Origin of the sequence: Methylocystis sp. ATCC 49242 (assembly GCF_000188155.2) — a bacterium.
Taxonomy (GTDB): Bacteria; Pseudomonadota; Alphaproteobacteria; order Rhizobiales; family Beijerinckiaceae; genus Methylocystis.
In genome coordinates, this window is the sequence record NZ_KE124774.1 from 2,721,842 (window position 1) to 2,745,352 (window position 23,511).

The window sequence follows — 23,511 nt, forward strand, 5'->3', positions numbered from 1 at the left end:
ACTTTCACCAAGCGGCGTAGAAACCGAGATTTGGAAGTCAGACAGGAAAAAGATAGAACGTCATGATCGATCTGAATTTCGTCGCAGCGCCCATTCCAGACTTGAGCAAGCCGCGGCGGCGTACGCGTTCACCGGCGAGTGCGCAGCATCACATATCGGTCGTCGGGCGGCTGAGTCCGCTCCGATGAAGGCTGCAAGCTGACGTCAGGCCGCCGCCCCTGTCGGCGCGGGGGCGAAAGCCATGCGCCACGCGCCCCATTGAGGGCGAGGCGCCGAGCAACGGATTGGCACGCGAGGTCTTGATGAGAGTAATGATTACCGGGGGCGCCGGATTTATCGGTTCAGCGGTTTCGCGCGCCTTCATCCATAGCAGCGACGATCATATCCTCGTTCTCGACAAGCTCACTTACGCAGGCAATCTCGCCTCTCTTAAACCGGTCGCCGAGGATCCGCGCTTCTCCTTCCTGCAGGCCGACATCTGCGACCGCGCCGCCGTCGGTCGCGCCTATTCGGAATTTCAGCCCGACGTTGTCATGCATCTTGCCGCGGAGAGCCATGTCGATCGCTCGATCGACGGGCCGGCGGCCTTCATCGAGACCAATCTCGTCGGCACATTCGTGATGCTGGAGGCCGCGCTGGAATATTGGCGCGCCCTCCCCGCCGATCGGGCCAGGAATTTCCGCTTCCAGCACATCTCGACGGACGAGGTGTTCGGCTCGCTCGGCGCGGACGGCCTCTTCCGCGAGGACACTCCGTATGCGCCGACGTCGCCCTATTCCGCCTCCAAGGCGGGGTCGGACCATCTCGTGCGCGCCTGGCGTCACACTTACGGGCTGCCGACCATCGTCACCAATTGCTCGAACAATTACGGGCCGTATCACTTCCCGGAGAAACTCATCCCGCTGATGATCATCAACGCCATCGAGGGCAAACCTTTGCCGGTGTATGGCCGCGGGGAGAATGTTCGCGACTGGCTTTATGTCGAGGATCACGCGGCGGCGCTCATGCTCGTCGCGCGCGAGGGCGTCGTCGGCGACTCATATAATGTCGGCGGACGCAACGAATGGCGCAACATCGACGTCGTCCATGCGATCTGCGATCTGATGAACGAGTTTCGTCCGCGCGCCGGCGGCTATCGCGATCTCATCACCTTCGTGAACGATCGTCCGGGGCATGATCTGCGCTACGCGATCGACAGCTCCAAGATCGAGCGCGATCTCGGCTGGAAGCCGGCGGAGCGTTTCGAGACGGGCCTGCGCAAGACCGTGCAATGGTATCTCGACAATCAGGAATGGTGGCAGGCGATCAGGTCCGGAAAATATCGCGGCGAGCGGCTCGGCGTCCTCTGAGGCGGGGGTTTGCCGGAGCAACGACAGAGGATGGGCGGCCTTGTTCGAAGATCTGGAAATCGAGGGTTTGAAGCTTGTAACGCCGAAGAAATTCGGCGACGAGCGCGGGTTCTTCTCCGAGACGTATAACGCCTCGACCTGGGAGAAGGCGGGGCTTCACTATAAATTCGTCCAAGACAATCATTCCCTGTCGCGCGACGTCGGCACGGTGCGGGGGCTGCATTTCCAGACCGCGCCCTTCGCGCAGGACAAGCTCGTGCGCGTCGTGCAGGGACGCATTCTCGACGTCGCCGTCGATCTGCGGCGCTCCTCGCCAACCTTCGGACGCCATGTCGCCGTGGAGCTGTCCAAGGAAAACTGGCGGCAGCTCCTCGTGCCGATCGGCTTCGCGCATGGCTTCGTGACGCTCGAGCCCGACACCGAGGTTCTCTACAAGGTCACCAATTTCTATTCGCCGCAGCATGATTGCGGCCTCGCCTGGGACGATCCCGATCTCGGCGTCGCCTGGCCGGATGTGGCGAAAAACGCGGTTCTGTCGGCTAAGGATCAGAAATGGCCGCGGCTGCGCGATCTGCCCGAGGTGTTCCCATGAGCGCCGGCCGCCTTCGCCTCGCCGTCACCGGCCTCACCGGCCAGGTCGTCAGCGCCCTCATCGAGCGTGCGCCGAACGATGTGGAGATGATCGCGCTGGGCCGGCCGCAATTCGATCTCGGCGTGCGCGACGCCGTTCTCGCGACGCTGCGGCAGACGGGCTGCGACGCCATCGTCAATGCGGCCGCCTATACGGCGGTCGACAAGGCCGAAAGCGAGCCTGACGTCGCAATGCGCGTCAACGGCGAGGGCGCGGGCAATGTTGCGGAGGCCGCCGCCGAACTCGGCGTGCCGCTGCTGCACCTGTCGACGGATTACGTCTTCGACGGCGCGCGCGACCGCCCCTATCGCGAGGACGACCCCACCGGCCCGACCGGCGCCTATGGGCGCTCGAAGCTTGCGGGCGAGGAAAAAATCGCGGCCATCCATCCCAACCACGCCATTTTGCGCACCGCCTGGGTCTACAGCCCCTTCGGCGCGAATTTCGTCAAGACCATGCTGCGCCTTGGCGAGACGCGCGAGGAAGTCGGCGTCGTCGCCGATCAGCTTGGCAATCCCACCAATGCGATCGACATCGCCGACGCGCTCATCGTCATCGCCCGCCGCCTCGCCGCCGATCCATCGCCGGAGCTGCGCGGCGTCTTTCACATGACGGGTCAGGGCGAAGCGACCTGGGCGGATTTCGCGGAATCGACCTTCGCTATCGCCGAGCGTTTCGGGCGCAAGCCGGTGCGGGTCAAGCGGATCACCACCGCCGACTATCCGACGCCGGCGCGGCGACCCGCCAATTCGCGTCTCGACAACACGAAGCTCAACGAGCGCTTCGGCGTCGCGCTGCCGCTCTGGCGGGCGTCGCTGGAAAATTGCGTCGCGCGTCTCGTCACGCCATCAAGATAGGATCGTTTCATGCGGGGCATCATTCTGGCCGGGGGAAGCGGCACGCGGCTTCATCCCATGACGCTCGTCACCTCGAAGCAATTGCTTCCGGTCTATGACAAGCCGATGATCTATTATCCGCTGAGCACGCTGATGCTCGCCGGCGTGCGCGAGATCCTCATCATCTCCACGCCGGAGGATCTGCCTTCCTTCAAGCGCCTCCTCGGCTCCGGCGCGCAATGGGGCCTGTCGCTTTCCTACGCCGTGCAACCGAAGCCGGAAGGGCTTGCGCAGGCCTATATCATCGGCGCCGAGTTCGTCGAAGGCCGTCATTCGGTGCTGATCCTCGGCGACAATATCTTCTATGGCCACGGCCTGCCCGAGGCGTTGCAACTGTCGCCGCAAAGCTCCGCGACCGTGTTCGCCTATCACGTGCGCGATCCCGAACGTTACGGCGTGGTCGACTTCGACGCCTCCGGACGCGCGGTCTCGATCGAAGAGAAACCCGCGAAGCCTAAATCCAACTGGGCGGTCACGGGGCTTTATTTCTACGACACGCGCGCGGCGGAATTCGCGGCGCAACTGAAGCCCTCGCCGCGTGGCGAGCTGGAGATCACCGATCTCAACCGCATCTACATGGAGCTCGGCGAATTGAACGTGGTCCGGCTGGGTCGCGGCTTCGCATGGCTCGACACCGGCACGCCGGAATCGCTGCTGGAGGCCGGCGAATATGTCCGCGCGATCGAGCAGCGGCAGGGGCAGAGGGTCGCCTGTCTGGAGGAGATCGCCTATCGCGCCGGCTGGATCGACGAGGGCGCGGCGCGCGAAGCGGCGGCCGGCCTCGCAAAGAGCGGCTACGGGCAATATATCGCGCAGGTTTTGACCGAACTCGACCTTTGACGCTACGCCTTACGCGCGAATTGCGCGCAGTCGCTCCGCGAAAGCCGCGAGATCGAACAGCCTGGTTTCGTCGCGCGGCGGCGTCTTCGGCGTCGCGCGCGCGATGATCGAGCCGATGCGCGGCTCCATATCCGCGACGGCGGACTCGATCGCGTCGGCGAGCGATGCGGGATCGAGCCGCTCGAGCGACAAGATATTGTCGAAGCGCCGCTGAAGATTCTTCCCTTCAAATCCATTGGTGATCGTCGTCAGTCCCGCCTCCGCCATCTCCAGCGGCGGGTAGCTGGGATGCGGTGAAATCATGATCGAGACGCCGACGCTCGCGCGGCTGAGATGGTCGGCGTAGCCCTCCAGGCTCGCCTTGCCGCCGACCGACGCGTTCACCACGGGGTAGAGCAGAGTGTCGGGAAAATCCTCGCCGAGGAAGACAATGCGCCAGCGGCTGGCGCGGATCGGATCGCGCTGCTGCCAGCGAAAGAGCCCGTCGCAGATGAGTTCGAAGGCGTTTCGATTGACGGTCGGACGGCCATAGACGAGCAGCAGCCGCTCGCGCGGTTTCTCCGCGAGCGCCGCCGAAATACGGCGGTTGATCTCGTATGGAATGAAATAGGCTTCGCGGAAGGCGTATTTCCCGGTCATGACCGAGAACAGCTCTTCCGAATTGATGATCGCGATCATGCGCTCGCCGTGACGATAGGTCGCCTCGGCGAGCGCCGACCGCGAGCTGCGGCCGTTGAAATAGGTCTCGTCGTCCTGGATGAGATAAATGAAAGGCAGCTTCGAACCGAAAAGCCGCTCGCGATCGCGCTCGAGATCCGCCGCAAAGCCCGCCGTCCACCAGGCGGTGGCGATGAAGATGTCGTTGGCGCGCAGATCGAGTCTTCCGCCCTCGCGTTCATATGTGTCGACGAGCAGACGCGCGCCTTCGTCGAGGCTCGCCACGTAAGGAACCGGCGTGTAGTCCGAAAGCCTCGCATATGCCTCCGGCTCGATGTCCGCGTCGGTCGTGACGATGCGGCGGTCATATTCGGCGCCCAGCGCGTCGGCAATTTCCGTAAACAGTTTGATCGCCGTGGCGACGCCGCCGAAAATCTGCTGCGGGTTGACGGTCGGAATCAGCAGATTGAGCCGGGGCCGCACATTCCGCGACGGGTAGGACAGCAGCGGACGGACTTCCACAATGCCGCGGTCCTGCGGGCGCAGGATGATGTCGACATTGGAGAGGCAGGGCTGAAACACCTTGAGCCGGTGCTTCGCAAGCTCCTCCTTGCTGTGGACGGGCAGGAGCGTCTGCGGCATCGGATAGAGGTCGCGCCGCGCGACCTTCAGCCACTCGAAGCCCCGCGATTCGGCGATCATCAGAAGCGAGCGCTCGATGGCGTGAGCGAGCGTGCCGTCGACCTGACCGCCCTCCTGGGGGAAATCGTCGAAATCGATGTCGAGATCGAGAAGCGGCCTGAAGGCGGCGGAGCGGCCCCAGAACATCGAGCCGGAAGGAAATTCGAGCACGAGATTCTTGTCGATCTCGACGCCCATGCGCTTCATCAGCGCGCGCGCGTGATCGTAGTCATAGCCCCAGTTCAAAATCCCGCGCAGCTCGAAGAGATGCTGCGGGAAAACGACCCCGATCTTGGGATCGTCGAACAGCGACAGGATCGAATTCACGATCTCGGGCGAACCGAGAAGATTGTCGAAGAGATAGTCGCGCCAACGCGCCAGCGCGGCCCCGCCGTGAGGCGAGCGCTTGGTGTGGAGATGGATGAAAAGGTCGTAATCGGCGTAAACGTCGCGGAAGCCGAAGAATTTTGCCGCGATGTCGCGGCCCCGATTCGGACAGATGCGAATCTCGACCCGCCCCTTGGGCCAGTCGCGGCAGACATCTTCCAGGGCGTGTTTTTTCTCCTGCGTGTCGGTCGAGAAGAAAAGGTCGACCGGGCCGGTGACGTTCTTCAGCTTCTCCAGCACGAGCGGGGCGATTTCCGGATAGAAACCATGCACGATCGCGGCGATTGGACGCTCGCGCGCGGGCTTCGGCGCGAAAGCGAAGGGCGTCTCGAGGGCGAAGTCCATCTCATTGGCGGGCCGACGCGAGGGGACGACACCGTCCGGCTTGGTCAAATCATAAGAATAATAATAGTTTATCGCCTGCTCGCGGAGCGGGTCGTTGACCGGATTGCGGCGCCTGCCGAGCGGCGGATCATAGGTCGCCGCCGTCTGCCGCAGCATTGCGCCGATCGTCGCGCGCAACCCATGCTCCCGCAGGAAATGAGGACCGTCGCGAAAGACGTCGCGGGGCGCCAGAAAAACGCCGACCGGCGAATCGACGATTTTCGCCGCCTCGCGCATCGCCGCGCCATAAAGGGCCACGACGCCGCGCGTCGTCAGAATGACATAGCCGTTGCGCAGGTGACGGCGCACCCCTTGAAACGTTGTTTCCTTAGGCTTCATCCGACCTGTCTACTCCAGCTGCGTCCGAACCGGCCAGAGCAAATCCGAGGTCGAGCCCGCAGCGCCTGCCGAAACACGGTCATCGATTAGCCAGAAATCCCGAATAACCATCCGCCAAAGTGGAACGCCAGCCGCACTGCGGCCAAAAGACGCGACATGATACAGCTCGACAACGTTTTCAAATATTACAGGTCGAACGGACATCGGAAGATCGTCCTCAACCACGTCAGCCTCGATTTCATGGCGGGGCGCAGCTATGGGATTCTCGGCGTCAATGGCGCCGGAAAATCGACCCTGATGCGGCTTCTGGCGGGCACGGAACTGCCGAATGGCGGGCGCATCCGCCGCAACGGACGCATTTCATGGCCGCTCGGCTTCAGCGGCGGCCTGCATCCGAAACTCACCGGGCGCGAGAATGTGAAATTCGTCTCGCGCGTCTATGGTCAGGACGCACGCAAGGTGATCGACTTCGTCGAGGATTTCGCCGAGATCGGCGCCTATATGGACGTCGCGATCAGCACCTATTCCTCGGGCATGATCGCGCGGCTCGCCTTCGGACTCACGCTCGCGATCGAATTCGACTGCTATCTGATTGACGAGGTGACGGCGGTGGGCGACGCCCGCTTCGCCGCGAGGTGCAAGGAAGAATTTGGCAAGCGCAAGCAGAAGTCCGACGTGATCATGGTGTCGCACGGCATGTCGACGATCAAGGAATATTGTGATCGCGGAATTGTCCTGGCGGGCGGCCAGATGCATGTTTTCTCCAATGTCGACGACGCGATAGACCTGTATAAGAAGCTCAATGCCTGAGCCGAAAACCCCCAACCAGCCCCACAAGTCGGTCGCCGTCCCCGGTTCCCGGGAGGTGTTCGACCCGGAGCAGGCCGCCCGCGCAACGAAGGCGATTTCGCGCGCCCTGCGCCGGGCCGCGACCAAGTCTCGCGCGCCGACGCGCATCATTTCGGGCGGCGGCGGCTTCCAGGCGCGGCGCGGCGATCGTGTCTTTCGTCAGGCGCTTCTGGCGAGCTTCGGCATGTTCGTCGCCGTTCCGTTGCTCATCGCCTCGATCTACTGGGGCCTCGTCGCGAGCAAGCAATATGTGACCGAGACGAAATTCTCCCTGCGCTCGGGCGAGAATGCCTCGCTGACGATGATGACCGGCGGCGAAACGTCGGGAGGCGGCCAGCAAATGCAGGACGCGCAGGTCGTCGTGAAATATATCCTCAGCCGGGGGTTGATCGAAGCGCTCGACAGGAAAATCAACCTGAGAGAAAAATTCTCGCGTCCGGGCGTGGACTATTTTTCGCGCTTCGACGCCGATAGTCCCGTCGAGGATTTGGAGAGATACTGGAAGAAAAGGGTCGACGCGAGCGTCGACATCATGTCCGGCATCATCTCGGTCAGCGTCAGGGCCTTCACGCCCGAAGACTCTCTCCTCATCACACAGAATGTGATCGACCTCTCCGAAGCTCTCGTCAATGACCTGTCGACGCGCGCGCGACGAGACACGCTGAAGCAGATGCGCAGCGAACTGACCCGCGCGGAGGAACGCCTGAAGGCCGCGACGGCGGCGATGCGCGAAGCGCGCGACGCCGAGGGCGTTCTGGATGCGCCGGCTGCCGCCGAGGCGCTCAACAAGGTGATCACCGCGCTCAGGATGGAGCTTTCCACGACGGAAGAGAATCTCGCGCTGCAATCGGGTTCGGCGACGACCGATTCGCCGCAGGTGAGGCTGCTGAATGCGCGCGTGCGCAGCCTGAAAAACCAGATTGCCGAATATTCGGCCCAGATCGCCAGCACAGACGACAAAAACACCTCGCTGGCCGGACGTGCGGGCAAGCTGTCGCAGCATGAGGTCGAGACCGCTATCGCACAGCAACAATATGCGATGGCGGCCACGGCTTTCGAAAATGCGCGCATCGATCTCGAAAGCCAGCGAGCCTATCTGACGACATTCCTGCGGCCCACGCTTGCGGAGAAATCCATCTATCCGCTGCGCTGGCTGGAGTGGTCGATCATCGTCGCACCGGCCATTCTCGTCTGGACATTGCTCGTCGCCGTCGCCTTCCTCGTTCGCGACCACATGGCGAAATAGGCGCGTCTCGCGCGGGTCTCTCGGTCGACGACGGCTTGCGTCCCGACTCCGCGCCCATCGCGTGTCCAATTGTATTCGATCCGCGCAGGGCGGCTGGTTGGCGCCGATCGAACAGGCGTTAGGATAAGCGTTATCAAGAAAGGTTTTCCGGCTCGATCCGAGCCGGAGAGACGCCGCAGCGCGGTCGGGACGACGGACGCGCGATTTTCCTTGTCCCTGCGCGTAGCAAAATACGAAGCGAGCGAGCAGTACTCGTAATCCGCCCTACGTCATCTGGTCGTTGATGCTCGCGGCGATGAGCGTAACGACCGACCAGGCGACGAGCAATCCGGCGAAGATCATCACCGTATTGCCAATCACTTTTGGATACAGCGCCGACTCCGGGAGCGTCGGCGTCACCACCGTCACAAGGTAAAGCTGCTGTTTTTCGAGGTCCTGACGCGCCTTCTGATAGGAGTTTTGCGAGAGCGTGTACTGCTGTTCGGCGAAGGCCTCCTCGAGCTTCAGCCGCTCATAGGTCGCTATCTGCGACGAGACCGTATCCGCGCCCGGACCGCTGGTCAGCTTTTTCTTGAGCTCCGCAATCTGCTGGTCGATCACCGCGAGGCGCGCTTTCTGCAAGCGCTGGCTCGGCGCGTCCTCCGAGAGGGACGACGAGAAGGTCGAGAGGGCGTTGACGAGGTCGATGCGCTCCAGTGTGAGCTTGCCGATCTGGTCTCCGATGCTGACAGCGCGCGAACCGGGATCGATCAGGAAATTCTCGTTACGGAATCTGAGCGTCTTTTCCTTCGCGTCCGCGAGCATATGGCGCGTAAGATTGACTTCGAGCTCCGCCCGCTTGACCGCGTCCCGCCGGTTGCGCAGGGTGATCTTGTTGACGAGGTTTTCGCTTTCGCGAACGATATCCTGCGCAATATCCATCGCGTCCTGCGGACGGAAGGCGTCGACGCGCACGGTCAATATGCCCGACAGCGTATCCACGCTCGCGGCGACATGGCCGAGCCAATATTTCCATAGCTCCTCGATCGTCGAGCCTTTCGACAGGCGCGAAAAATAGTCCACGCCCGGCCCCGAGAATTTTCCCTCCATATATTCCCGGCCGCCGAGATCGACGAGGATCGCTCGGCTCTTCACATAATTGAGCACCATGTAGGAGTCCTGCGAACCGCCCCCGCCGCCGCCAGAGCCTCCGCCGGTCATCTTCGCCATGATCGAGGCGGCGTCGGAGCCGGATTTCTTCTCCTGCTGCGCCTGGCGAACGGTCAAACGGGTCTCCGACACGTAGCGGTTCGACTGCCACAGCGCCGAATATAGCCAGAAAATCACGGTCGGAAGCACAACCACCGCCAGAAAGCTGCGCCAGATCAGGCCGCCGCCGGATCCCGCCCGGGCGAGCGCGTCCGTGACGATGTCGACGCTGCGCCACGCCACCGCCGGCAATCTGCTTCCGCCCTCGCCGTCGGAACGCATCAGGGCGCGACCGGACGCGAGCCGCGAGGCGACGCTGTTGCGCGCCGTCGTCACGACTTCCATCAAATTCGGTATTTTCGAAGGCCGTTCCCTGTTCATCTGCCTTCAGTCGTTGATCGCGCGTCCCGCGCCGTTCTTGCATTGTCCGGCCGGCGTCCCGCCGGGCGCGGCTGACGATGCGCCGATCGCCGCTTTCCGGGGAAGGGCAAGTCCGTCGAGCCCCTTGCGAACCGCCCGTAAAATAGGCGCGCCGCCGGGTGGGCGCAAGCTACGCTTATGGAAGCGTTTCATCATGGGCGTAAAGTGAAAGACCGGGGTGAAAATAAGGATCGTCGCGGATCGCCGAGCGCCAGCGGTCGCAAAAATTGCTGCGTTCCTTTTCATAGACCCGCTGAAGCCGAAGCCCGCCGCCGCGACTGGCCGACTGATGATGGATCAGGACAACTTGAGAATTGCAGATGGTTCTCCAGCCGCGCTCGGCCAGGCGCAGACAGAGATCGACGTCATTCAGCTCGACGGGCAGGTTCACGGCGTCGAAACCGCCGATGGCGTCGAACTTGCGCCGCTCGACCATCAGGCAGGCGCCGGTCACTGCGGAGACCTCATGCGGAACCAGATTGCGCTGCGTCCAGCCCGGGTCGGTCGCACCGAGCCCCGCGCCGAAATGTCCGGCGACGCCGCCCATCCCGAGCAGAACGCCGACATGCTGCGTCAGCCTGTTGGGATAAAGCAGCTTCGCGCCGACGGCGCCGACCTCGGATTTTGCGGCAAAATGCAGCAGCCGCTCGATCCAGTCCGGCGTCAGAACCTCCGTGTCGTTATTGAGGAAAAGGAGATGATCACCCGCGATCGCTTGCGCGCCGGCGTTGCAGAGCGCGGAGAAATTGAACGCGCCGGGCGATTTCAGGATCGTCAGCCGATCATGGACGGCCTGTAAACGCTCGAATAGCGCGTGCGTGCGGGGCTCCACGCTCTCGTTGTCGACGACGACGACCCTGTAGTTCGAATAGCTCGTCTCCCTGAAGACGCTTTCGAGACAGGCGCCGAGAAGATCAGGGCGATCGCGCGTCGGGATGACGATTACGACTGGCGGCGCGTTCTCGCGATACACAGCCGGGACGTCCTCGCAACGCAGGTTCGTCTCGCGCGCCAGCGCGAAGAGGGGCCGATGAAGCGCGCCGACCTCGCTGGCCGAGGCGCGCGCGGCGAGCCCCGCGATCAGATCCTCCGGGGCCGCCGCGGTCCAGTCGGCGTCCGAGGCGACGAGGCTCGCGCGAAACAGCGCCGCCCGCCCGATGTAATTCACAGAGCGGTGGAGCGTCGGACTCCATGGCGGCTTGAACACGGGACGCAGGCCGGCGCCTTCGCCGCGCGTCGCGTCCGAATAGGCGAGCAATTGCTCGGGATGACGCGCGAAATGTTCGACAAAACAGGCGAAGGCATTCGGCTCCGGCCGATCGCCGGCTGAAAGGCGTCCGATCAGTTCGCCCGATTCGAAACGGATTTCGTCCGGAGCGAAGCGCGCAAATCCCGCCTCGCGCTCCCAGGCCGCCAGCCGCGCTTGCGCCCCGGCGTCCTGCGGCGAACCGATGAACAGAACGCGCCAATTCGGATAGCTCTGTCCCGCGACTGCGCGGCAACTGTCGTCGATCTCGGCTCCCGTGGCGCCATGGAGTTCGAGAAGCAGGCTCACGGTCGGGCCGACGCGCCAGTCGCTGCGCGGCAGATCAAGTCCCGTGACGGCGTGATCGCGTCGCGCCGCCCGCCAGGCGGGATAAGTCGACAGGGCCTCGCCGCCCAGCGCCCACCGCCAATTGAGCTCCGATTCCCGGCTCAAGCCCACCCACCCGGCGCAAACCGCGAAAAACAGTCGCTTCGGGACGCGCGCCGCCCGGCGCGCCACGCTGAGAAAGGACGCCGGCCGAACGTCGATCACCCGGAAATCGAAACGGCCCGGCCGATTGGTGGGGCTGAGCCAGACCTCGCTTCGTTCTTTCGGGACGCGACCCACCCAGAACCCGACGCCTTCGCAGGGCGCCGGGAGAATTTCATCCCGGAATTCCCCTCCGCCCCGCCAGAAGCGAAGCAGCGGCCGGACGGGCGAATCGAAAGGGCTCGACGCATAGCGGATTTCCACGAGCCGGCCCGGCCGAAACGCCTCGATCGAATGGAAACGGAGCCAGGGCTCGCCTGACGTGGCGCTCAGGGCGCCCGCCTGGAGCCGGACGTCTTTCGCAATCTCCAGAGGCGGCTCGTTGGCGTCGGCGGAAATTGTGGAAGTCGACGCTTGCAATACCGCCTCATCGTGACGTGGGGCCAAGTCCGGCCCCTTAACGGCGGCGCGCGGGCCGGTCATAGGCGATCGGGAAGAAGGAAAGCCACACGGCTCCCGATCAAACGTGGCAAGGATAATTTCTTGCGGGGACGTTACGCGCCCCGTTGCTCACGGTCAACGCGGCGTCTCCCGCGCGCCTTTTCATCTCGAAGTTTGACCGCACTGTGACGTCCCGAGGGCATTTTCGATCGGAGCGCGCCCTCTCCGCGCCGGGAAACGCCGCAGGGGGGCGATAGTCTCCTGTTCGATCAAAACCGGAGTGATCCCGGCGCTCGCGCGCGATCACGATGAAATGCGGCTCTCGGCCCGGCAAGGCTTCTCCGGCCGCCCATCGACGTCGTCATTCACCTCTCTCGTCGAATTCGGCGTGTACAGTTGGTTCATATTCCGGAGCGCCAGCATCGGAATGGCGAGACCGTCCTCGCGATCAGATTATCTCGCCTCATGTTTGATCCGGGGAATCGCCTGAAGCCAACTTCATTCTGTCGGAAGGCGTAATTCTTCGCCGCCATTCCCTGTTGAAGGAAACTGCATCGGCTGCAACGGCCTCGGGGGAATTACGTCTGATCCGATAATGCAAAATTTTAGTAACTTGCCAAATTCCTTCACAAAATCACTGCCGCAGCTTATCTCGCCGGTGGGCGTCTTACGTCGAATTCCCTCATGGTGGAACCAACGCCTCGCCGGCGATGTTTTCATGCGGCGAACGATTGATGTCTTCACCCATGCCGCCGATAGCGCATGGGCGCCGCTCGTTGACCAACTTTCGGATGAATTTCAAGGGAGGCTTAGTTTTACTGCGTCCTCAACACCCCAGTCGCCACGTCAGATCCCACTAGCGGCATTGATCCGCTTGTTGCAATCGGAAGAAAGAACGCAACTTGAAATTGAAATTACAGTTGCTATGTAAACGCGTTGTGCCGTAATATGCGTGTCGGACATGCACATGACATGCGCCAGTCAGTTTCTGATTGCTTCGGACATCCATGCAGTGTCGCCAAACTCCGGCGACGAAGGACGATGTCTGAGGAGTTGAGTTATTGACGTATTAAGTAACTGTTTATAAAACTCGTCTTTAACTCTGGCTTGACTTGCCAAACCCGTCTGCGAGGCTACTGATGACGCTTACCCCCAGGGAAATCGCCCAACTCAAGAAAATTATTGTAATCGCTCAGGATCTTATCGAGAAAGCCGGCGGGGCCAAAAAGTCGGGCCGAGCCAATGGAGGCGAGGGCGCGGTCAGGATTCGCCGGGCGGGAAAAGATCTGGCGGCGTTCCGCAAGATGTTGAAGGCTGAACGAAAGGCTGGCGTGCCCGTCTCGAAAATCGCGAAGAAACACGGGATCAGCGCTTCCTATATCTATCAACTAGGCTGACCGGAACCCCTGAAGAAAATTCCGGTCAATGGTGGCCGCGCCAATTTGCTAACGTGAATCGCGCGTTGAGAGGGGCGCAGTTCGTTAGTGCGTTCGGCGATCGTCCGCTGTTCTTATGGTGGCCGCGACCCTCGCCCGATAGCGCTCCCGGAACATTTCCACGCGTCCGGAATGAGCCCCTCGCCGCGGGTTTGTCGTTCCTGCAATGTTCCGGATCGCTAATGTGATCGACGATGGATCTTTCGAAAGTTCCATCGACTTTCGCAGCAAAGACTGACGAAAATCCGCGCCATCGCGGCGCGAAGCGTCTTTTTTCGCTAAAATGTCCTATTGTAATCAAGGCGCGGCACACTTCGTTCGAGTCGAATCCGTTCCAAAGAGCCGCATCCGTCTTTCTGCCTGCGGCCGCCTCGGCTAGGCTTTTCAAAATCCGGTCCGCCATCGACAATGCGCCGCGCGCCTTGCGATGGGGGATGAATTTGGATGAAATTATCTCCCCCGGTGTCGTTCATGGGCGTCAATCTTCTACACTCGATCGCACATTTCACGACGAACCGTTTCCGGTGCGTTCAGGTTTCATTGCATGGACGATACATGCTGAAATCGAGCGAGGAATATCCCTGTCACACTTTCGAAATCTCGCCCGGCGAGGCGTCGCTTTTCGCGCCGGTGAAAGCGATGCCCGGTGAAAAGGTGGTGCTTTACCTGAGAGACCTTGGACGCTTCGCGGGCCTCGCCACGCGGGCGACGGAGATCGGCTTCGAAATGAGCCTGCAGCTCTCGCCGAAGAAGCGCGAAAGACTCGCCGATCAGCTGACATGGTACGCGAATCGCTCCGCGCTGGCGGTCGATGAACGCAGACGGCACGAACGCATCGTTCCCCTGATGGAACTGACTGTCCTGCGTCTGGCGCGCGGCGACGAGCATATCGTCAGGATCAGGAGCCTGTCGCTCTCGGGCGTCGCCCTGGAGACCGAGCTGACCCCGCTGCTGGGCGAGCAGGTCGTGATCGGCAATACGCCGGCGACCGTCGTGCGCTTTTTCGACGACGGGCTCGCCTGCGAATTCGTGACGCATTTCAGGCCCGGCGAGATCGACGAAACGACGCGCCTGTAAGGCGCCGCCTCAGGTGCGCGCCGCCGCCGGCGGCTTCGGGGTCATCCACGCAACCACGCCGCCGCCGGGTTGCAGGATGACGCTGATGCGGCCGACCCCCGCGATGTCGTGCGGTTCGAGGCACATCGTCGCGCCGGCGGCGACCGCCTTCGCGACGCGCGCATCGACGTCGTCGACCGCAATATAGGTCAGCCAATGCTCGGGAACGCCCTCGAAGCGCGGGCCTTTCATCTCGAACATGCCGCCGACGCGCTTGTCGCCCGACACGATGATCCAATAGGTCATGTCGCCCATATACATGGGGTCGAAGCGCCAGCCGAGCGTTTCGGCATAGAATTTCTGGGCGCGCTTCACGTCATGGACGTTCAATTCGCTCCAGCAGACTGTCCCGTGCTGGATTTGCGCTTCATTGGCCATTTTCTCCTCCATCGGCGGTCGATTGCGATTGTAGCGCGTCGGCGCGAAGTTTCTTGCGCGTCTCGGAGAAGCCAAGTCGGCGCGCAGTGAGCCAGTCGACGAGCCGCGCCGGCAGCAGGCCGGGCAGCGTGTAGCCGAGAAATCTGTTGGCGACGACCGGAATGCGCGCAGGGGGGCGCGGCGACGTCAGCGCGCGCAACACGGCTTCCGCGACCTTCTCCGGCCCCGGCGCGGCGTGGCCGCCCTCGACAGCCCATTTCTGCACGCGCCGCGCCGCCGGCCCGTAGATCGTCCTGTCGAAATGGGTGAAGTCGGCGTTGTCAGCCTTGTCCCAGATCGGCGTCGCGATCATACCCGGTTCGATCACGATGACGTCGATCCCGTAAATCATGAGCTCGCGCCGCAGCGCGTCCGAAAAACCCTCGAGCCCGAATTTCGAGGCGTTGTACGCACCCAGAAAGGGCGTGGCGAAACGGCCGGCGACCGAACTCATGTTGACGATGCGGCCCGGCGGCCCGCCTTGCGGCGCGCGCGCGCCGAGCAGGGGCGCGAATGCCTGGACGACCTGCAGCTGGCCGACGAGATTGGTCTCGATCTGGCGGCGGAAATCCTCGACCGGCAGATGCAGCAGCGGCCCCGGCACGGCAATGCCCGCATTATTGACGAGCCCGGCGAGCGTCGCCCCGCCGAGGCTCGCCTCGACCTCCTGCGCCGCGCGCGCGACCGCCGAGGCATCGGTCACGTCGAACATGAGCGGCGCAAAATCGGCGCCGAAGCGCGCCTGAAGGCGCGCGGCGTCTTCGGTTCTGCGAACCGAGCCGAAGACGAAAAAGCCGCGGTCGATCAGCATTTCGACGCAGGCGGCACCGATTCCCGTCGAGGCTCCCGTGACGACCACGGCGCGTTTCGATTGTCTGGTCATGGAAGGTCCTCAGACCGCCAGAAGGCGGGTCAGAATGTCGAGCGTCGAAGCGTCGGCGCGCCCGTCGACGCGAGCGGGACGAAAATGCCGCTGAAAGGCGGCGACGGTCGCCGCGGTGTCTTCGTCATAGACGCCGGTTTCGACCATTTTATAGCCGAAATCCGCCAGCCTCCGCTGCAGTTGCGCAACATCCGGCCCGCCCGCGCCGGGCTCCAGCGCTGGCCCGTCGTCGGGCGGCGCCGGCGCGAGCCAGCGGCCGACGCCGCATCGGGCGAGCGTCTCCCAGGGAAAGAATTCGCCGGGATCGATCTTGCGGCGCGGGGCGATGTCGGAATGGGCCAGCACACGCTGCGGCGGAATGTTTCGCCGCGCGCAGATGTCGCGCGAAAGCGCGGCCACGGCCGCGATCTGGGGCTCGGGAAAGGGGCGCGGGTCGATATGGCCGGCGTGGACGATCTCGATCCCGATAGAAGCGGAGTTCATATCCGTCTCGCCGGCCCAGAAGCTCGCCCCGGCGTGCCAGGCGCGCCGCTCCTCCGGGACGAGCTGAAGCACGCGGCCGTTCTCCTCGACAAAATAGTGAGCCGAGACTTCCGCGATGGGGCTGCACAAAAGCTCCAGCGCGCTCTCGCCCGTCGGCATGCCGGTGTAATGCAGAATGAGCGCAGAGATTGGCTTCGCGCGCGGGCCGTGATTGGGCGAGGGAAAGACGCGGGCGCCGGAATGATCCGGCGCGAAGGGACGCGTCAGCTCCGGCTTGTCGCGCCAGGGAGCGGTCGCCATGAGCCATTCGATGGTGCGCGATTCGGGATCTCTGGCTCGCAAGACGTCGGTGACGACGCAGGCGCTGTCGGCGCCGGCGGCAAGCGCGAGACAGGCGCGGGCGGACGTCAGGCCGCCGATGGCGACGAGCGGAATGTCGCCGATGCGCCGCTTCCAGAGGCCGAGCCTGTCGAGCCCCTGGGGGGCGAATTTCATCGTTTTCAGCAGCGTCGGCCATACCGGCCCGAGCGCGACATAATCGGGCGCGAGCGACAGGGCGCGGTCGAGTTCGGCGTCGTCATGGGTCGAAACGCCGAAGCGCACGCCATGGCGGCGCAGCGCGTCGATGTCGGCCGTGTCGAGATCCTCCTGCCCGAGATGCACGAAGTCGCAGCCCGCGTCGATCGCGAGACGCCAGTAATCGTTGACGATGAGCTGCGCGCCGGCCGCGCGGCAAAGATCGCGGGCGCGGGCGATTTCCCCGCGCAGCTCCGGTTCGGGCCGATCCTTGACGCGCAGCTGCGCGAGCCTGACGCCCAGCGGCAGCAGGCGCGCGAGCCAGTCGGAATTTTCGACAATGAGATAGAAGGGATCCAGATTCAGCGCTGTCACCGGCGGCTCCTTGTCGCAACCAGCCATAGACGGGCGAAGCGCAAAGGGAAATAGGGGCTTATCCGAGCTTGTCGAAAGGCCGGCCGATGACGGGCGTCGAGGGCTCGGCCATGTCGCGCGGCGTCATGGGCTTGGCCAGAAAGGCCGCGCGGCCGGCCTCGACCGCGAGGCCGAAGGCGCGGGCCATGCCGACGGGATCGCCCGCGCGCGAGACGGCCGTGTTGAGCAGCGCCGCGTCATAGCCCGTCTCCAGCACGGCGGCGGCGTGGGACGGCGCGCCGAGCCCCGCGTCCACGATGAGCGGAACGTCGGGGAAATGCGCGCGCAACGCCCGCAGCGCGAAAGGATTGTTGAGGCCGCGCCCCGAGCCGATCGGCGCCGCCCAGGGCATGAGCAGTTCGCAGCCGGCGTCGAGCAGCTTTTCCGCAACGACCAGATCGTCGGTCGTATAGGGAAAGACCTTGAAGCCTTCCGCGGCGAGAGCCCGCGCCGCCTCCACGAGCCCGAAGACGTCCGGCTGCAGCGTGTCCTCCTCGCCGATGACTTCGAGCTTGATCCAGTCTGTCGCGAAAACCTCGCGCGCCATCTGCGCCGTGGCGATGGCTTCCCTGGCGGTCCGGCAACCCGCGGTGTTGGGAAGAACCCGCACGCCGAGATCGCGGATCAGGCCCCAGAAGCTCTCGCCCGCGCGGGAGCCCCCCGCCTCGCGGCGCAGCGACACTGTGACGATTTCGCATCCCGAGGCCCGAATGGCGTCGGCGAGAATCGCGGGCGAAGGATAGCGCGCCGTGCCGAGCAGCAGGCGCGAACGCAATGTCGCGTCGTAGAGCGTCAGGGGATCGACGGCGGTCATCACCCCCCCTGCCGCGGCGTGACGATCTCGACCGCGTCGCCCTCGTGCAGCACGGTGATTTCGCGATCCTTGTCGCGCACGAATTCGTGGTTGAGCGCCGTGCCGACCTTCTGGTCGCCATAGCCGAGTTCGGCGAGCAGGCTTTGCAACGTCGTCGCGCTCACCTCGAGCGGGCGGCCGTTCACTTCAATCTGCATCCATGACCTCCGGGAAACGAGCGTCATCGAGAATGACGCGGACCGCGCGACGCGCCAGCGCCGGCGCGAGCAGGAAACCGTGTCTGTAAAGTCCATTGATATAGAGAGTGCGCCCGCGTCTTGTAAGGCGCGGGAGATTGTCGGGGAAAGCCGGCCGGACATCGGAGCCCGTCTCGACGATCTCGGCCTCGGCGAAGGCGGGATGGATGGCGAAGGCGGAATTGACAAGCTCCACCACCGAGCGCGCCGTCACCCGCGCGCGCTCCTCATTCTCGATCATGGTCGCGCCGACCATGAAAAGCCCACCGCCGCGCGGCACGACATAGACGGGGCGGCGCGGATGCAGCATCCGCACGGGACGCGCAAGCGAAATCTCGTCGCTGCGCAGAATCAGCATCTCGCCTTTCACTCCGCGCAATCCGGGCAGCGCGTCGCGGGCGGCGAAGCCACGGCAATCGACGATCCAGTCGGGCTCCCCGGCGAGCGTCTCGACCTCGACGCCGAAATGCTGCGCAACATTTTGCATTGCAGCAAGGCGTGCGGCGAGCGCAGCGAGCGCAGCGCGCGGGTCGAGATGCGCCTCTTGCCGAAAATAGAGCGCCGCGTCGAAGCGCCCGGCGAGATCCGGCTCCAGCGCGGCGAGGCCGGCGGCGTCGAGCCGCTCGAACTGCTCGGTGCGGCGGGCGAAGTCGGCGAGTTCGGCGCGTTCGCGCGGCGGCGCCACGACGAGGCTGCCGGCGACCGCGGCGACGGGAACTTCGCGCGTCCAGAAGTCCAGCGCCTCTTCACCGAGCTTCGCGACGATCGGCTCGGCGCTCTCCAGCTCGCACCAGGGGGCGATCATGCCGCCGGCGTAGCGCGAGCAGCCCTGCCCCGGCGCGGCGGCGCGCTCGACCAGCTCCACCTCGACGCCGGCGCGCGCCAGCTCATGGACGGCGCACAGACCGGCGACGCCGGCGCCGATCACCCGCGCGCGCATGGCGCGCCTCTTTCCGTCGACAAGCGAAACACCATCCCTCCGCCAGCATTCAACTGGATCAGGTTCGAAGGGTCGCCACGCCCCGCGTCCGCCCTGGACGCGCTCCGCAGCCTCTCAGCCCCCTGGCGGCGCGACGACGGCCGCCGGGCGGGGCTCCCCCGGCTCTGGATGAGAGTCGCGCGAAACAGCCGGCGGCGTCAAGCGTCTGAATTGCGGAGAAAAGCGCGCCCGGGCGCGGCGCTTCGCTCTTGCCAGACAGGCGGCGATAGCCCACTTTGGCGACCAAGAAGCGCGTGAGCGACAAGAATCAGCGCGCATATCCGGGAGAAACATTCATGTTCGGCAACAAGAAAATGGCCGGCGTCCGCGCGACGCTCGCCGCGCTCGCCCTTTGCGGCGCCATCGGCTTTTCGGCCGCGCCCGCGCAGGCGGCGAAACTCGGCCCCTATTTTCCGATTCCCAACGGTTTCAACCTTACTGGCATCGCCCGCGACGCCCTGCTGAACATTCAGACGAGCTGGCTGCAGAACGGCCTCGACAATCTCGAGAAGGCGAAGAAGGAAACCGCGGAAGCCCTCGAAAAGGCGAAGGACGGCGCGCAGGATCAGGTCGCCGCGCTCGAGGAGAAGCTCAAGGGCCTCGACAAGATGATCGAGGACACCAAGGCGGAGCTCGAAATCGCCAAGGACACCAATCCCAGCCGCGAAGTGCAGGCCGAGCGCAAGAGCAAGCTGCTGCTCAACCTCAATCAATGGATCAACGAGCTGAACCATCTCGCGACCGAGCAGATGAAGATCGCCATCCTGAAGGACGGCGTCGAGGCGATGGCCGCGCAAAACCGCAATTATCAATTGTCCGAACAGGCGGACAATCTCGAAAAGGCCAAGCGCGACCCGAGCATCGAGAACTGGGGCAAGTAAAGGTCCGTCGTCGTCACGACAGCGAAAATCCCATGGCGGACCCATGGGATTTTTTTCGCGCGAATGCGCCGGGCGGGTTAGGGAAATTCGTCGCGCGGGGCTGCGGATTTCTGCAAATCGGCGTTGAGCCGCTCCAGCCGGCGCGCGGCGTCCTCCAGCGCGCCCGCGACGCGAGCCTCCATCGCGGCGCTCGCCTTTCGCGCGGCGTCGAGTTCCGCGCGCAGGGCGGCGATGTCCATCTCCATCGCCTGCGCCCTGCCGCGCGCGTCGGTCGCCTCGTCCGCGATGGCCAGCGCCGCCATCACCACGATGCGCTGGTCGCCGATTTCGCCGAAGCCCTCCCGCATCGAGAGGATCTTGCCTTCCACATAGCGCGCAAGCTGTTCGAGCCGCGGCTCCTCGCCGTCCTCGCAGGACATGCGATAGGTCCGCCCGGCGATGGTGACGACGACGGCGGCCATTTCAGCCTCTGTTCGTTCCGCCGAGCACGGCCGCGACGCCGGCGCCGGCGTCGTCGAGCCGGCGCAACACCTCGTCGCGGGCCTTCTCCAGCGCGCTGATCCGCGCGAGCGCGGCGTCGAGATCGAGCGCGAGCCGGGCGCGGTCATCCTGCATGATGGCGAGTTCCTCCTCCAGCTCGGCGCTGGACACGTCGTCCTCGAGCTTGAGGGAGACCGAGCGTTCGAGCTGGTCGAGCGCCGCGGTCAAGCGGGCCAGCGCGCCGTCGAGCTTTTCAGGATTCGTCATCGCCGAGCGTCGCCCAGTTCGGGAGGGGCAGGAGAGGTTTCGGCGCCGATTCGCCGCCAATCGTTTGGTAGCATGAATCGGACAAATCCCAAGCTGCCGGTCGCGACCGAAGGGCGCGTTGACAGGGGGGCGCGAGGTGCTATCACACCCTCGCCTCGAAAAGCCGGCGCGACGCGCCCGCGCCGCAGGCCAGAGCCGCCCATGAGCCAGCCGGCGGCGATAAGGAGTTTTGCCAAATGACCGTGAGAGTGGCGATCAACGGCTTCGGACGTATCGGCCGCAACATCCTCCGTTTCATCGTCGAATCCGGCCGCACGGACCTCGAGGTGGTCGCCATCAACGATCTCGGCTCGGTCGAGACGAACGCGCATCTCCTGCGCTACGACTCCGTCCACGGCCGCTTCCCGCAGGAAGTGAAGGTCGCGGGCGACACGATCGACGTCGGCCGCGGCCCGATCAAGGTCACCGCCATCAAGAACCCGGCCGAACTTCCCTACAAGGACCTCGGCGTCGATGTGGCGCTGGAATGCACGGGCCTCTTCACCGCGCGCGACAAGGCGAAGATGCTGCTCGACGCCGGCGCGAAGCGCGTGCTGGTCTCGGCCCCCGGCGACGGCGCGGACCTCACGGTCGTTTATGGCGTCAATCATCAGAAGCTGACGAAGGATCACCTCATCGTCTCCAACGCCTCCTGCACCACGAACTGCCTCGCGCCGGTCGCCAAGGTGCTGAACGACGCGATCGGGATCGAGAAGGGGATCATGACGACGATCCACTCCTACACTGGCGACCAGCCGACGCTCGACACCTTCCACAAGGATCTCTACCGCGCCCGCGCCGCGGCGCTCTCCATGATCCCGACATCGACGGGCGCCGCCAAGGCCGTCGGCCTCGTGCTGCCGGAGCTCAACGGCAAGCTCGACGGCTACGCCATTCGCGTGCCGACGCCCAACGTCTCGGCCGTGGACCTGAAATTCGTCGCCAAACGACCGACGACCAAGGACGAAATCCACGCCGCTATCATCGCGGCCGCCGACGGTCCGATGAAGGGCGTGCTCGCCTATACGACGGAGAAGCTCGTCTCCTGCGACTTCAACCATAATTCCGCGTCCTCGACGTTCCATCTCGACCAGACCAAGGTGATGGACGGCAATCTCGTCTCCATCCTGAGCTGGTACGACAATGAATGGGGCTTCTCGGGCCGCATGACGGACACCGCGGCGCTGATCGGCTCGCTGATCTGAGGACCGCCGCCTGACATTTCGACGCGGACCGCCCTGGTCCGCGTCGGCCTTTTTTGAAGAACGATTGGAGTGGCGAATGGCCTCCTTCCGCACCCTCGATAACGTCGACGTCAAAGGCAAGCGCGTGCTGCTGCGCGTCGATCTCAACGTGCCGATGGAGGAAACGCGCGTCACCGACGCGACCCGCATCGAGCGCATTCTGCCGACGATCAACGAGATCGCGGAGAAGGGCGGCAAGGTGATCCTGCTCTCCCATTTCGGGCGCCCCAAGGGTCAGCGCGTCGACGAGGATTCGCTGCGTCAGGTGCTGCCGACGCTCGAACATTATCTCAAGCGCAAGATCGCCTTCGCCGACGATTGCGTCGGCGCGCCTGCGTCCGCCGTCGTCGACGCGATGAAGGACGGCGACATCGCGCTTCTGGAGAACACCCGCTTCCAAAAGGGCGAGGAGAAGAACGACCCGGCCTTCGTCGAGGAAATCGCGAAGCTCGGCGACATTTTCGTGCATGACGCCTTCTCGGCCGCGCATCGCGCCCACGCCACGACGGAGGGCGTCGCTCACAGGCTCCCGGCCTATGCCGGCCGCACCATGCAGGCGGAGCTAGAGGCGCTGGAGTCGTCGCTCACCAATCCCGCGCGGCCGGTGATGGCCATCGTCGGCGGCGCCAAGGTTTCGACCAAGCTCGAGCTTCTCGGCAATCTCGTCTCCAAAGTGCAATATCTCGTCATCGGCGGCGGCATGGCCAACACTTTCCTCGCCGCGCAAGGCAAGGCGGTCGGCAAGTCGCTGTGCGAGCACGACCTCGCCGGCTCCGCCCGCGGCATTCTTGAAAAGGCGAAGGCGGCCAATTGCGTCGTGGTCCTGCCCGTCGACGCCACGGTGGCGCAGAAATTCGAGGAACATGCGCCCTCCCATATCGTCTCGGTCGACCATGTCGGCGAAAACGACATGATCCTCGACGTCGGGCCCAAGACCGTCGCCCATGTCGAGGCGCTGCTCGCGCAGTGCAGGACTCTGGTGTGGAACGGCCCCTTCGGCGCCTTCGAGCTGCCGCCCTTCGACGAGGGCACCAACGCCGTCGCGCAGACGGCGGCGCGTCTCACGGTCGAAGGCAAGCTGCTCTCGGTCGCGGGCGGCGGCGACACGGTCGCGGCGCTCAATCAGGCGCATGCGGGGCAGGAATTTTCCTACGTGTCCACGGCCGGCGGCGCCTTTCTGGAATGGCTGGAGGGCAAGACTCTGCCGGGCGTCGCGGCGCTGCAATCACAGTAGGCGTCCGACTTTTCCCCATAGCGCCGTCG

General features: G+C 64.2%; 22 protein-coding genes, 1 pseudogene and 1 riboswitch. Of the genes and pseudogenes, 12 read left to right on the forward strand and 11 right to left on the reverse strand.

The features are described 5' to 3' along the window. The first annotated feature begins 302 nt into the window (after window positions 1-302). From rfbB to rfbA, 4 genes are read left to right on the forward strand one after another with little or no spacing between them, the layout of a single operon-like run. Window positions 303-1,349, forward strand: a complete 1,047-nt coding sequence (gene rfbB / locus MET49242_RS15275; RefSeq protein WP_084679319.1) for a dTDP-glucose 4,6-dehydratase — start codon at window positions 303-305, stop codon at window positions 1,347-1,349. 40 nt (window positions 1,350-1,389) lie between these two features. Then, the gene (gene rfbC, locus MET49242_RS15280) at window positions 1,390-1,941 is read left to right on the forward strand and encodes a dTDP-4-dehydrorhamnose 3,5-epimerase (protein WP_036284072.1); all 552 of its coding nucleotides are present in this window, start codon (window positions 1,390-1,392) and stop codon (window positions 1,939-1,941) included. Continuing rightward, window positions 1,938-2,837, forward strand: coding sequence for a dTDP-4-dehydrorhamnose reductase (rfbD, locus tag MET49242_RS15285; protein ID WP_036284073.1), 900 nt, complete (start codon window positions 1,938-1,940; stop codon window positions 2,835-2,837). Before rfbC ends, rfbD begins: the two co-directional genes overlap by 4 nt. Before the next feature lie 9 nt (window positions 2,838-2,846). After that, window positions 2,847-3,716, forward strand: a complete 870-nt coding sequence (gene rfbA / locus MET49242_RS15290; protein ID WP_036284075.1) for a glucose-1-phosphate thymidylyltransferase RfbA — start codon at window positions 2,847-2,849, stop codon at window positions 3,714-3,716. Between the two features lie 9 nt (window positions 3,717-3,725). On the opposite strand, the gene MET49242_RS15295 is transcribed toward rfbA, so the two are convergent. Then, window positions 3,726-6,164, reverse strand: a complete 2,439-nt coding sequence (locus MET49242_RS15295) for a rhamnan synthesis F family protein (RefSeq protein ID WP_036284077.1) — start codon at window positions 6,162-6,164, stop codon at window positions 3,726-3,728. Window positions 6,165-6,320: 156 nt separating this feature from the next. Between MET49242_RS15295 and MET49242_RS15300 the strand changes: the two genes are divergently transcribed. After that, window positions 6,321-6,974: an ABC transporter ATP-binding protein gene (locus MET49242_RS15300; RefSeq protein ID WP_036284079.1), complete on the forward strand. Its 654-nt coding sequence runs from the start codon at window positions 6,321-6,323 to the stop codon at window positions 6,972-6,974. Then, window positions 6,967-8,259 (forward strand): hypothetical protein, encoded by a 1,293-nt coding sequence (locus MET49242_RS15305; RefSeq protein ID WP_036284080.1) that lies wholly within the window; start codon window positions 6,967-6,969, stop codon window positions 8,257-8,259. Before MET49242_RS15300 ends, MET49242_RS15305 begins: the two co-directional genes overlap by 8 nt. 264 nt (window positions 8,260-8,523) lie before the next feature. On the opposite strand, the gene MET49242_RS15310 is transcribed toward MET49242_RS15305, so the two are convergent. Both MET49242_RS15310 and MET49242_RS15315 read right to left on the reverse strand, forming a co-directional pair. Beyond that, window positions 8,524-9,792 carry a hypothetical protein gene (locus MET49242_RS15310; protein WP_244430827.1) on the reverse strand — a complete coding sequence of 423 codons (1,269 nt, stop codon included), beginning with the start codon at window positions 9,790-9,792 and terminating at the stop codon, window positions 8,524-8,526. 211 nt (window positions 9,793-10,003) lie between these two features. Then, the gene (locus MET49242_RS15315; protein ID WP_158497311.1) at window positions 10,004-12,022 is read right to left on the reverse strand and encodes a glycosyltransferase family 2 protein; all 2,019 of its coding nucleotides are present in this window, start codon (window positions 12,020-12,022) and stop codon (window positions 10,004-10,006) included. Window positions 12,023-12,638: 616 nt separating this feature from the next. On the opposite strand from MET49242_RS15315, the gene MET49242_RS25180 reads away from it, so the two are divergent. The 3 genes from MET49242_RS25180 to MET49242_RS15330 all read left to right on the forward strand — a co-directional run bounded on the left by MET49242_RS25180 (window position 12,639) and on the right by MET49242_RS15330 (window position 14,556). Next, complete coding sequence (locus MET49242_RS25180; RefSeq protein WP_144259656.1) at window positions 12,639-12,974, forward strand: hypothetical protein; 336 nt, start codon at window positions 12,639-12,641, stop codon at window positions 12,972-12,974. A 208-nt stretch (window positions 12,975-13,182) separates the two neighbouring features. Beyond that, on the forward strand, window positions 13,183-13,440 hold the full coding sequence (locus tag MET49242_RS15325) for a hypothetical protein (RefSeq protein WP_036284085.1): 258 nt from the start codon (window positions 13,183-13,185) through the stop codon (window positions 13,438-13,440). A 483-nt stretch (window positions 13,441-13,923) separates the two neighbouring features. Then, the gene (locus MET49242_RS15330; RefSeq protein ID WP_144259657.1) at window positions 13,924-14,556 is read left to right on the forward strand and encodes a PilZ domain-containing protein; all 633 of its coding nucleotides are present in this window, start codon (window positions 13,924-13,926) and stop codon (window positions 14,554-14,556) included. A 9-nt stretch (window positions 14,557-14,565) separates the two neighbouring features. Here the strand turns inward: MET49242_RS15330 and MET49242_RS15335 are convergent, their stop codons facing one another. The 6 genes and pseudogenes from MET49242_RS15335 to MET49242_RS15360 form a co-directional block, all read right to left on the reverse strand. Then, window positions 14,566-14,973, reverse strand: coding sequence for a VOC family protein (locus MET49242_RS15335; RefSeq protein ID WP_036284086.1), 408 nt, complete (start codon window positions 14,971-14,973; stop codon window positions 14,566-14,568). Beyond that, window positions 14,963-15,895 carry an SDR family oxidoreductase gene (locus MET49242_RS15340; RefSeq protein ID WP_036284088.1) on the reverse strand — a complete coding sequence of 311 codons (933 nt, stop codon included), beginning with the start codon at window positions 15,893-15,895 and terminating at the stop codon, window positions 14,963-14,965. Before MET49242_RS15340 ends, MET49242_RS15335 begins: the two co-directional genes overlap by 11 nt. 9 nt (window positions 15,896-15,904) lie before the next feature. Next, the gene (locus tag MET49242_RS26670) at window positions 15,905-17,269 is read right to left on the reverse strand and encodes a thiamine phosphate synthase (protein ID WP_036288296.1); all 1,365 of its coding nucleotides are present in this window, start codon (window positions 17,267-17,269) and stop codon (window positions 15,905-15,907) included. Between the two features lie 58 nt (window positions 17,270-17,327). Then, complete coding sequence (locus MET49242_RS15350; protein ID WP_036284089.1) at window positions 17,328-18,122, reverse strand: thiazole synthase; 795 nt, start codon at window positions 18,120-18,122, stop codon at window positions 17,328-17,330. After that, window positions 18,122-18,319, reverse strand: coding sequence for a sulfur carrier protein ThiS (gene thiS, locus MET49242_RS15355; RefSeq protein ID WP_036284091.1), 198 nt, complete (start codon window positions 18,317-18,319; stop codon window positions 18,122-18,124). Before thiS ends, MET49242_RS15350 begins: the two co-directional genes overlap by 1 nt. After that, window positions 18,312-19,298: pseudogene (locus MET49242_RS15360) on the reverse strand (FAD-dependent oxidoreductase); the annotation flags it as partial. The gene thiS and the pseudogene MET49242_RS15360, both read right to left, overlap by 8 nt. Window positions 19,299-19,314: 16 nt before the next feature. Beyond that, a riboswitch (TPP riboswitch) is annotated at window positions 19,315-19,468 on the reverse strand. 165 nt (window positions 19,469-19,633) lie between these two features. Here MET49242_RS15360 and MET49242_RS15365 point away from each other — a divergent pair. Further along, the gene (locus tag MET49242_RS15365; RefSeq protein ID WP_036288299.1) at window positions 19,634-20,218 is read left to right on the forward strand and encodes a hypothetical protein; all 585 of its coding nucleotides are present in this window, start codon (window positions 19,634-19,636) and stop codon (window positions 20,216-20,218) included. A 77-nt stretch (window positions 20,219-20,295) separates the two neighbouring features. Here the strand turns inward: MET49242_RS15365 and MET49242_RS15370 are convergent, their stop codons facing one another. Both MET49242_RS15370 and MET49242_RS15375 read right to left on the reverse strand, forming a co-directional pair. Next, window positions 20,296-20,679 carry a cell division protein ZapA gene (locus MET49242_RS15370; RefSeq protein WP_036284098.1) on the reverse strand — a complete coding sequence of 128 codons (384 nt, stop codon included), beginning with the start codon at window positions 20,677-20,679 and terminating at the stop codon, window positions 20,296-20,298. A gap of 1 nt (window position 20,680) precedes the next feature. Beyond that, window positions 20,681-20,965 (reverse strand): DUF4164 family protein, encoded by a 285-nt coding sequence (locus MET49242_RS15375; protein ID WP_036284101.1) that lies wholly within the window; start codon window positions 20,963-20,965, stop codon window positions 20,681-20,683. A 236-nt stretch (window positions 20,966-21,201) separates the two neighbouring features. Here MET49242_RS15375 and gap point away from each other — a divergent pair, with 236 nt between their 5' ends. Continuing rightward, window positions 21,202-22,209, forward strand: a complete 1,008-nt coding sequence (gap, locus tag MET49242_RS15380; RefSeq protein ID WP_036284102.1) for a type I glyceraldehyde-3-phosphate dehydrogenase — start codon at window positions 21,202-21,204, stop codon at window positions 22,207-22,209. A 76-nt stretch (window positions 22,210-22,285) separates the two neighbouring features. Beyond that, complete coding sequence (gene pgk, locus MET49242_RS15385; protein ID WP_036284104.1) at window positions 22,286-23,482, forward strand: phosphoglycerate kinase; 1,197 nt, start codon at window positions 22,286-22,288, stop codon at window positions 23,480-23,482. The last annotated feature ends 29 nt before the right edge of the window (window positions 23,483-23,511 follow it).

Coding starts and splice junctions, on each gene's coding strand:
- rfbB (WP_084679319.1), top strand. CDS start 303: ATGAGAGTAATGATTACCGGGGGCGCCGGATTTATCGGTTCAGCGGTT.
- rfbD (WP_036284073.1), top strand. CDS start 1,938: ATGAGCGCCGGCCGCCTTCGCCTCGCCGTCACCGGCCTCACCGGCCAG.
- rfbA (WP_036284075.1), top strand. CDS start 2,847: ATGCGGGGCATCATTCTGGCCGGGGGAAGCGGCACGCGGCTTCATCCC.
- MET49242_RS15295 (WP_036284077.1), bottom strand. CDS start 6,164: ATGAAGCCTAAGGAAACAACGTTTCAAGGGGTGCGCCGTCACCTGCGC.
- MET49242_RS15300 (WP_036284079.1), top strand. CDS start 6,321: ATGATACAGCTCGACAACGTTTTCAAATATTACAGGTCGAACGGACAT.
- MET49242_RS15305 (WP_036284080.1), top strand. CDS start 6,967: ATGCCTGAGCCGAAAACCCCCAACCAGCCCCACAAGTCGGTCGCCGTC.
- MET49242_RS15310 (WP_244430827.1), bottom strand. CDS start 9,792: ATGGAAGTCGTGACGACGGCGCGCAACAGCGTCGCCTCGCGGCTCGCG.
- MET49242_RS25180 (WP_144259656.1), top strand. CDS start 12,639: ATGCAAAATTTTAGTAACTTGCCAAATTCCTTCACAAAATCACTGCCG.
- MET49242_RS15325 (WP_036284085.1), top strand. CDS start 13,183: ATGACGCTTACCCCCAGGGAAATCGCCCAACTCAAGAAAATTATTGTA.
- MET49242_RS15330 (WP_144259657.1), top strand. CDS start 13,924: ATGAAATTATCTCCCCCGGTGTCGTTCATGGGCGTCAATCTTCTACAC.
- MET49242_RS15335 (WP_036284086.1), bottom strand. CDS start 14,973: ATGGCCAATGAAGCGCAAATCCAGCACGGGACAGTCTGCTGGAGCGAA.
- MET49242_RS15340 (WP_036284088.1), bottom strand. CDS start 15,895: ATGACCAGACAATCGAAACGCGCCGTGGTCGTCACGGGAGCCTCGACG.
- MET49242_RS15350 (WP_036284089.1), bottom strand. CDS start 18,122: ATGACCGCCGTCGATCCCCTGACGCTCTACGACGCGACATTGCGTTCG.
- thiS (WP_036284091.1), bottom strand. CDS start 18,319: ATGCAGATTGAAGTGAACGGCCGCCCGCTCGAGGTGAGCGCGACGACG.
- MET49242_RS15365 (WP_036288299.1), top strand. CDS start 19,634: ATGTTCGGCAACAAGAAAATGGCCGGCGTCCGCGCGACGCTCGCCGCG.
- MET49242_RS15370 (WP_036284098.1), bottom strand. CDS start 20,679: ATGGCCGCCGTCGTCGTCACCATCGCCGGGCGGACCTATCGCATGTCC.
- MET49242_RS15375 (WP_036284101.1), bottom strand. CDS start 20,965: ATGACGAATCCTGAAAAGCTCGACGGCGCGCTGGCCCGCTTGACCGCG.
- gap (WP_036284102.1), top strand. CDS start 21,202: ATGACCGTGAGAGTGGCGATCAACGGCTTCGGACGTATCGGCCGCAAC.
- pgk (WP_036284104.1), top strand. CDS start 22,286: ATGGCCTCCTTCCGCACCCTCGATAACGTCGACGTCAAAGGCAAGCGC.